Annotated in this window: 2 protein-coding genes; both read left to right on the forward strand. The window is 74.2% G+C overall.

What is annotated here, in order from left to right:
* Positions 1–8,370: amino acid adenylation domain-containing protein (locus ACWGI8_RS31380; protein ID WP_453666063.1), on the forward strand; the 8,370-nt coding region annotated here is incomplete at its 5' end.
* Positions 8,367–9,930: polyketide synthase dehydratase domain-containing protein (locus ACWGI8_RS31385; protein ID WP_453666064.1), on the forward strand; the 1,564-nt coding region annotated here is incomplete at its 3' end. The genes ACWGI8_RS31380 and ACWGI8_RS31385, both read left to right, overlap by 4 nt.

The following is a 9,930-nucleotide window of genomic DNA, read 5'->3' on the forward strand; positions in this document are numbered from 1 at the left end:
GAACCGTGGTGGAGCGCGCGGCTGCGGGACCTGCGCCCGGCGCGGCTGCCCGTCGACGACTTCAGCGCCGGCGCGGCGCACTACGGCCGCTACGAGCTCGCGTTCGTCCCCGGCTCCCGCGAGGAGGCGATCGGTGTCGTCCGCGCCTTCCTCGACGTCGTGGCCGAGCGCGCGGGCGAGCGGACCTTCGACTTCGCCTGGTCGTCGTCGGCCGCCCGCGTACGGGCCGAGGAAACCCACGGCATCGCCGCCGCGCGCTTCCCCGTACGGTTCGAAGGCGACAGCGCCAGTGCCCTGCGCGACAAGCTCGACGAGGCCGCCGCCCGGCACGGCTACGCCGCCGACCTCGAGGTCCGGCTCGGCCTCGCGGGACGCCCCCTGGGCTCCGAGGAGCCGACGTTCACCGATGTGATGGTCCTCGAACGCAGCGCGGGGGAGGAGGCGTCGGCCGAACCGCACACCGAGATCGCGCTGCTGTGCCTGCAGGACGGCCCGCCGACCGTCTTCATCCGCGACACCGCGATGGGACGCGACGAGGCGCTGGAGTTCACCGAGCGGGTCGAGGACCTCGCCCTGGCCGCCCTGTTCCACGGCGACGGGACGCAGCCCGCGCCCCGGCCCGACGCCACCCGGCCGGACGCCGAGGAGACCACCACGGCGACGACGGCACCCGGCAGCGCGACCGTACTCGACCTGTTCGCCGCCGCGGTCGCCGACCGGCCCACGGCCACCGCCGTCCGCAGCGGTACCCGCACCCTCGACTACGCCGCCCTGGACGCCTGGGCCGACGCGATCGCCGCCCGTCTGCACGACCAGGGCATCGAGTCCGGATCGGTGGTCGGTGTCCTGGTCGAACGGGGCATCCACCTGATCCCCGCCCTCCTCGGCATCCTCCGGTCCGGCGCCGCCTTCCTCCCGCTCGACCCGGCGTACCCCACGGACCGGCTGCGCGGGTACACCGAGGTCGCGCGGTGCGACCTGATCCTCACCGACCGCACCACCCACGCTCTCGGCGCCTCCCTGGGCACCGCCCTGCGCGCACCGGAGGCGGACGGGTCGGCACCGGCCGTGCCGCCGCGGGTCGGGGCGGACGACCTCGCCTACCTCCTGTTCACCAGCGGATCCACGGGCACCCCCAAGGGCGTGGAGATCGAGCACGGGGCGCTCGCCAACTTCCTCACCGGGGTCGGCGAGCGGCTGGGCTCCTCGGCCGAGGAGGTCGTACTCGCCCACACGACGGTCGCCTTCGACATCTCCCTGCTGGAACTGTTCCTGCCGCTGACGGTCGGCGCCACGGTCGTCCTCGCCTCCCGCGAGGTGGCGCGCGATCCGCAGCGCCTGGCCGAACTGGCAGGCGAGGTGACCGTCGCCCAGGCCACGCCGAGCATGTGGCGGCTCCTGCTGGCCACCGGGTGGACCCCGCCCGCGGAGCTCACCGTCCTCTCGGGGGGCGAGGCTCTGCCGCGGAGCGTCGCCGAGGGCCTGCACGCCTCGGCCCGTGTCCTGTGGAACCTGTACGGCCCCACCGAGGCCACCATCTGGGCCTCCGCCCACCGCGTCACCTCCGTGGGCGCCTTCGTCCCGCTCGGCGAGCCGCTGCCGAACCTGCACCTGCACGTCCTGGACGAGCAGTTGGAGCCGTGCGCACCCGGTACGACGGGCGCGCTCTGGATCTCCGGCGCCGGACTCGCCCAGGGGTACGCCCACCGGCCCGACCTCACGGCGGACGCCTTCATCGTCCACCCCGTCACCGGGGTGCGCCTCTACCGGACCGGTGACGAGGTACGGCTCCACGCCGACGGCGCCATCGAATGGCTCGGCCGTGCCGACGCCCAGGTCAAGGTGCGGGGCAACCGCATCGAGCCCGTCGAGATCGAGCAGGTGCTGGAACGGTTCCCCGGGATCACCGCGGCCGTCGTCGTCGCCGCCCGCTTCGAGGGCCGGGGCGAACCGCGTCTGACCGCCTATCTGGTCGGCGACGGCCTGCCGGCGAAGGCCCGGCTGGACGAGTTCGTCGGCGCCACGCTGCCCGAGTACATGGTGCCGGACGCGTACGTACGGATCGACGCGCTGCCCCTGACCGACAACGGGAAGGTGGCGCGGGCCCGGCTGCCGCTGCCGACGCGCGACACGGTCCTTCGCGCCGATGCGGCGCCGGCCCCGTCCGTCACTGCTCCGGCACCTGATGCCGCCGCTGCACCTGCCGTTCCCGCGGCCGCCGCCCTGACCACGGAGGCACTGACCGGGCTCATCGCGCGCGTCTTCGCCGACACCGTGGGACAGCCCGACTTCGCCGCGGACGCCAACTTCTTCGATCTCGGCGGCGACTCGGCCAACGTCACCGTCGCCGCCGTACGCCTCAGCCGCGAGCTGGGTGCGGAGGTCACCGCTCCGTCGGTCTTCGCGACCGGCACCGCGACCAAGCTGGCCCGTCTGCTGGCCGCCGACGGCCTGGTGCAGATCACCGAGCCGCAGCCGCAGCCGCAGCCTCAGCCGGAGCCGGAGGTGCACACCCCCGTCTCCGCGGCCGCCGAGCCCCTGGGTGGGACGGCGGTGCAGGAGAAGAGGCCCGTGACGGTCGTGGCCCAGCCCGAACACCCCGGGCCCGTGCGGAAGGACGCCCCCGGCAGTGCGCTGGCGGTGATCGGGATGGCGTGCCGGTTCCCCGGCGCCGCCACCCCGGACGAGTTCTGGCTCAACCTGGTCAACGGCGTCTCCAGCGTCGGTGACGCGCCGGCGGGCAGGCGCGGCTGGGCCCATCTGTGGACCGAGGCCGAGGCCGACGAGGTGCAGATGGGCTGGGTCGACGGAGTCGAGTACTTCGACCCCGCACGCTTCGGCCTCAGCGACCGCGAGGCCCGGCGCCTGGACCCGCTGCAGCGCATCCTGCTGAGCGTGACCGCCGAGGCGCTGGAGAGCAGCGGCCACGACCACGTGTCGCTCGGCGCCGGCACCGGCGTCTTCATCGGCACCATCGCGAGCGACTTCCCGGAGTTGGTGGCACGGAGCATCGGCCACGGCGACCCGCACGTCGCCACGGGCACCGCGATCTCCATGGTCGCCAACCGGCTGTCGCACGTCTTCGACTGGTCGGGACCGAGCGTGGCCGTGGACACGGCGTGCTCGTCGTCCCTCGTCGCCCTGCACCAGGCCGCCATGCACCTGCGGTCGGGTGACGTCGACGCCGCCGTCGTGGGCGCGGCCAACCTGGTCCTGACACCGGACAAGACGCGCTCCTTCGCACGCAACGGCATGCTGTCCCCCCAGGGCGTGTGCCGGGCCTTCGACGAGGGGGCCGACGGTTACGTCCGCGGCGAGGGCTGCGGCGTCGTCGTCCTGAAGCGGCTCGCGGACGCCCGGCGCGACGGGGACCCGGTCCTCGCCGTGATCCGCGGCAGCGCCGTCAACCACACCGGGGGCAGCGCCGGCTTCCTCACCGCGCCCAGCAGGCCCGCCCAGACGGCGGTGCTGCGCAAGGCACTCGCGGCCTCCGGGGTCGCCGCCGGCGACATCGGCTACGTCGAGGCGCACGGCACCGGCACACAGCTCGGTGACCTCGTCGAACTCGAAGCGCTGCACGCGGTCCTCGGCAAGGAGGCCGCGCACCCGGTCGCCGTGGGATCGGTGAAGACGAGCATCGGCCATCTGGAGCCCGCCGCCGGCATCGCCGGACTCATCAAGACAGTCCTCGCCCTCCAGGCCGGAAGCATCCCGCCGTCCCTCAACTTCACCACCCCGAACAAGTCGTTCGACTTCGCGGCCTCGCCGCTGTTCCTCGCCGACCGGCAGCTGCCCTGGGAGGGGCCGCGGATCGCGGGCGTCAGCAGCTTCGGCTTCGGCGGCGCGAACGCCCACGTGGTGGTCGAGGCCGCTCCCCGCGTCGAGGAGGACGCCGCGGACCGCGACCGGCTGCCCCGGCTGGTGACCCTGTCGGCGGTGTCGGAAGAGGCGCTGCGCACCCTGGTGCACCGCCTCGTGCTGATGCTGCGCTCCCCGTACTGCCCGTCTCTCAGGTCGCTGAGCGAGGCGAGCGGCAGGCGTCCGGCGGCGGCACACCGGCTCGCCGGCGTCGTCGACAGCCTCGAACAGCTCGACGACAAGCTGCGGCTGTTCCTGGCCGGCGTGGACGACACCCGCTCCCTCTACCTGGGGGTGGCCGACGGCTCCGGGCGCACGGAGAAGGCGGCGGCCCAGGACGGGGCGAGCCGGGAGGAACTGGAGGCGGTGGCCCGGCAGTTCGTCACCGGCGCGGACCTCTCCAGCGGGCCGGGCCGGGCGGGCGTACGCTTCCCGACCGCGCCGCACGACGAGAAGTACCTCTGGCTGGAGCCGACCGGACAGCCGCAGCCGCAGCCGACGTCGCCGGTGCCGGTGCTGGGCGGGGCCCGGTCCCGCGCGGCTCAGCAGGGTGACGTCCGCGGCGAGGCCGCCGCGACCGGTCGTACGACCGACTCGTGGGCGGAGCTCCCCGAGGCCGCCGAGCACGTGGTCCTCGGCAAGCCGACCCTGCCCGGGGCGGCCTACCCCGGCAAGGTGGCCGAGTTCGTCGGCCGCGAACGGTTCGGCCTGCGCGACCTGACGTTCCGCAGGGGCGTCGAGACGCCCGCGACCCTGTCGGCCGAACGCGACGGAGCACAGGTCATGTTCCGCGACGGCAACGGCGCCCTCGTCTGCACCGCCGAGCTGACCGCGCCGGAACAGCCGGCGCTCCCCGTCCCGAGGTCCGACGACGGCTTCACCACCGTCGAACTCGACGCGCTCTACCGCGCGTTCGAACGCGACGGACTCTCCTACGGCTCCGCCTTCCGGACCGTCGCCGCCCTCTCCACCGCAACCGGTCAGGCGACGGGCGTGCTCCGCGCCGGGGCCGCACCCGACGGTGTGGTCGACGCGCGGCTCCTCGACGGCGCCTTCCAGGTCGCCCTCACCGCGTGCGGCGCGCAGGGCTTGTACGTGCCCTTCGCCGTCGAACGGCTCACGGTCCTCGGCCGTATCCCGGCCACCGTCCGCGTGTACGCCCGGCGCGACCGGGAGACCGGTCCCGACTCCGGTCTGCTGACCGCGAGTCTGGTGATCCTCGACGGTGATGAGCCGGTGCTGGAAGCCCGCGGCATCACCTGGAAGCGGCTGTCGAGCACGCCGTCGGCCGGTGCCCCGCGACCCGTCACGGCCCGGGGCGTCGGCGCCGGTTCCGGCCGGCCCGTGGTCCCGGCCGCCGAAAGCAACGGTCACCGGCCCGTGCCCGCCCGGCCCGTGCCCGGCACGGGACGGGGCGACGGTCTCGACGCCACCCTGGCCCGGTGGGTGGCCGACGCCCTGGAGAAGGGGATCGACGAGCTCGAACCGGACCGCCCGTTGCAGGAGCAGGGGCTCGACTCCGTGCTCGCCGTCGCGCTGGCGCAGGACCTCCGCGCCAAGCTGGGCGTCGACATCCCCGTGACCCTCGTCCTCGAAACCGGATCGGTCGACCGGCTCGCCGCCGAGCTCCGCGAGGAGTACGGCGTCACCACCGTTCCCGGCGAGGCCACGTACACCGTGGAGCCGGAACGTGCCACGTACACCGTGGAGCCGGAAGACGCCACGTACACCGCGGTGCCGGAAGACGTTACGCGCTCGGATCCTCGGGACCGGCAACTCACCCCCGTGGCACAGCCGTTCGTCACTCCCGCAGCGCCGGCCGCCGGCACGGCCGACCCGGAACAACACGACATCGCCGTCATCGGCATCGACGGTGTCTTCCCGAACGCCGCCGACACCGAGGAACTGTGGCGGGTCCTGCTCGACGGTGAGGACTGCCTCAGCGAAGTACCCGCCTCCCGCTGGGACATCGACGCCTACTACGGCACCGACGGCAGGCCCGGCACCGTGTACCTCAGGCGGGCCGGCTTCGTCGACGGGCTGACCGACTTCGACCCCGGGTTCTTCCGGCTGTCACCCGCCGAGGCGCAGTGGATCGACCCGCAGCAGCGGCATCTGATCCAGTCGGCCTGGCGCGCCCTGGAGGACGCCGGGCTGGCGGGGAAGCCGGACCGCTCCACGGGCGTGTTCGTGGGCGCCAGTTACCAGCACTACCGCGACGTGGTCGTCGACGACGTCGTCCAGACCGCGGCCGGCCTCGGCAACCACAACGCGATCCTCGCCAACCGGCTCAGCTACTTCCTCGACCTGCACGGCCCCAGCATGACGGTGGACACGCTCTGCTCGTCGTCGCTGGTGGCCCTGCACACGGCGGTGCGGAGCATCCGTAACGGGGAGTGCGAGCAGGCGATCGTCGCCGGCGTGCACATGGGGATGTCGCCCCAGTACTTCCAGCTCGGCTCACGACTCAGGTCGTTCTCGCCCACCGGCAGGTCGCGTGCCTTCGACGCCGGTGCGGACGGGTTCGTACCGGGCGAGGGGGTCGTGTCGGTCGTGGTGAAGCCCTTGGCGGCGGCGCTGCGCGACGGGGACCGGGTGCGCGGTGTGATCCGGGGGACCGCGGTCAATCACGGCGGCCGCACGAGCGGCCTGACGGTGCCCAGCGGTGGGGGGCAGCAGGAGGTCGTGGCCGCGGCCTTGGCGGACGCGGAGGTGTCGCCGGACTCGATCGGTCTGGTCGAGGCGCACGGCACGGGCACCGGACTGGGCGATCCGATCGAGGTGGAGGGGCTGACGCGTGCGTGGCGCCGCTTCACGGCGCGGTCGCAGTTCTGCGCGCTGGGCTCCCTGAAGAGCAACATCGGCCACCTGGAGCCCGCGGCAGGGCTCGCGGGGCTGGTGAAGGTCCTGCTGGCGCTGGAGCACGGGGTCGTCCCGCCGACGGTGAACGTGTCACGGCCGAACGACCACATCCGCTTCGAGGGAACGCCGTTCTACCTCGCGGACCGGCCCGTCGAGTGGCCGCGTACGGGCGGGCCGCGTCGTGCGGCGGTGAGCGCCTTCGGTATGGGCGGCGTCAACGCGCACGTCATCGTCGAGGAGGCACCGGACGTCCCCGCCCCTGCGGGCCCGGTGCAGGACAGCCATCTCGTACGGGTCACCGGCGCCGACGAGGCCGCCGTGCGCGCCCTCGCCACCGCCTACGCCGACCACGTGGCCGTCACGCCCGAGGACCGGCTGGGGCACGTCGCCTTCACCGCGAACACCGGCCGTGCCGCCCAGCGCCACCGTGTCGCCGTGCACGGTGCCACCGCCCGGGAGCTGGCCGACCGGCTCACCGACGTCGCGGCCGGCCGTACACCCGTCGTCCGGCGCACCGGCAAGCCCGCCACCACGGCCTTCCTGTTCACCGGCCAGGGCTCCCAGTACCCCGGCATGGGCCGGGACCTGTACACCACGGAACCGTACTTCCGCGACGCGCTGCACGAGTGCGCCGACCTCCTCGTCCCGCACACCGACGTCCCGCTGCTCGACCTGCTGTGGGGCGACGCCCAGCACCTGCTGGACCAGACCCGGTACGCGCAGCCCGCCATCGTCAGCGTCGAGGTGGCCCTGGCCCGGTACCTGCGGGCCGCCGAGGTGTGCCCCGACGCCGTCGCCGGGCACAGCCTCGGCGAGCTCACCGCCGCCTGGGCCGCCGGCGTGCTCTCCCTGCCCGACCTGCTCCGCCTGACCGCCCTGCGCGGACGGCTCATGCAGGACCGGCCCGCGACCGGCGCCATGGCGGTCGTCCACACCGACACCGACACCCTCACCGCCGCGCTTCGGGCCCATCCCGGCCTCGAGATCGGCGCCTACAACGCGCCCCAGGTCCACACCGTCACGGGCCCCGCCGACGCGCTCGCCCGCTTCCGCGAGGAGACCCCGCACCGGACCCAGCTCCTCACGGTCAGCCACGCCTTCCACTCCGCCGACATGGAACCGGCCGTCGCGCCTTTCGCCGAGGCCGTGGCCGCCACCGCCCTCAAGCCGCCCGCCATCCCGTTCGCGGCCACCCTCACCGGGACCTGGCACACCCCGGACTCCGCCGTCGACGCCGGGCACTGGGCCGAGGCCATCCGCCGGCCCGTCCGCTTCACCCAGGCCCTGACCGCCCTCGCCGGGACCAGCCCGCAGGCCGTCTGGGAGATAGGCCCCCACCCCCACCTCACGCCCCTGGCCCGCACGATCCTCGCCGAGCCGCACCCGGTCTGGCTCACCACCCTCCAGCGCGGGCGCAAGGACCAGGTCCAGCTCCACACCGCCCTGGCCGCCCACCACAACCGCACGGGCGCCGACCTGAACTGGAGCGCGCTCCACGAGGGCAAGCAGCACCGCACGACCACCATTCCCACCTATCCGTTCCACCGAGAGCCGCTGGCCGCGCCCCCCGCTCGCCGCCGCGCCGGGACGAACGCCGTCAGCCACCCGCTGTTCGACCGCCACTACGAGCACCGGAGCGAGGGACAGTGACGCACCGAGCCGAGACCTATGAGAAGACCTTCGCGGGACACGAACCCCTCATCGCCCAGCACCGCGCCGCAGGCACCGGACTGCTGCCCGCCGCGGTGCAGATGGAGATGGCGATGGTGGGCGTCGCCCGGCTCGGGCCGTTCACGCCGCTGGAGCTCACCGACGTGGCCTTCCTCAGGCCCCTCACCATCGCCGACGACGCGACGGCGGCCGTCCGGCTCGACGTCGGCCACGACCCGGACACCCGCTTCGAACTGAGCACCGTCGTGGCCGGGGAACGCAAACAACTCTCCACCGGCCGCGGTCGGCCGCTCCCGGAGGGCTCGACGCCCAGGGCCGTCCGGCAGGTGACCGGCACGCGCACGATCACCCCGGACGACCTGTACGAGAGCTGGTCGCGCGCCGGCCTGCGGTACGGGCCCGACTTCCGCACGGTCCGGGAGCTCACCGTCGGGGAGGGCGCCGCCCGAGGCGTCCTGCGCAGCGACGCCGAGCCCATGCCGTGGTACGCCCACCCCCTGCTGACGGACGGCGTGTTCCAGGTCGTGAGCTGCGCGCTCCAGGACCTTTCGGGATCGACCGGACCGCAGCCCATGATGCCGATCGGCGTGGCCCGCGTCGCCGTCCACACCGATCTGTCGGCCCTGTCCTCCGGGGCCGACGTCCTGGTCCGCCGGACCGGTGTCGACGGCGCCTACTCGACGGCCGACGCCGTGGTCCTCGGGCCGTCGGGCGAGGTCGCCGCGGAGTTCGAAGGTGTCCGCATGCGCCGTACGACCGTGGTGGCGCCCGGACAGGGCCTGGGCGCCGAGCCGTCGGGGCAGGCCGTGCAGCCGGTCTCCCGCATCCACTGGCGGCCCGTGCCGGGCCCGCAGCGCGAGCCCGCGCAAGGCACCTGGGTGGTCCTCCACCACGGCGACGCCTCCGGCGAGCGCACCGCCCGGCAACTGCGCGCCGAGGGTGCCCGCGTCATCGAGGTCGGCCTCGGCACGTCCGCCGCGCGCCCGGCACAGGACCGCGACCACCTCGTCCTTCCGCACGCCGACGAGGACGGATTCCGGCGGCTGTGGGAGGCCGTCAAAGACCCGGTGGCGGGAGTCGTGCACCTGTGGAACGCCACCGAAGCGGCCGACGACAGCGCGGAGGACACCGAACTCCGCACCGGACTGTACGGGTGCTTCGCCGCCCTGAAGACGCTCGGCGAGCGGCAGCGCAAGTCCCGCTTCCTCGTGGTGACTCGGCACGCCCAGCCGGTGGCGGACGGCGACACGCCCGTGCCCGCCCGCGCGGCCCTGTGGGGTCTCGTCCGCACGGCGGCCATCGAGTACCCCGGCCTGCGCCCCCGGCTCGTCGACCTCGACGACCTCGACGACGCCGCCGGCGAGGCACTCACGGCGGAACTCGGCGACGGCCCCACGGAGGTCGGCTACCGGCACGGCGTCCGCCACGAGCCCGTCCGCCTGTTCGACGAGCAGGCCCGCCCGGCGAGCCGAACCATCAGGCAGGGCGGCCGCTATCTCGTCCTCGGCGGGCACGGGGGACTGGGCCTGGAGGTAGCCC

The sequence above is a fragment of the Streptomyces sp. NPDC054841 genome, from assembly GCF_053611045.1.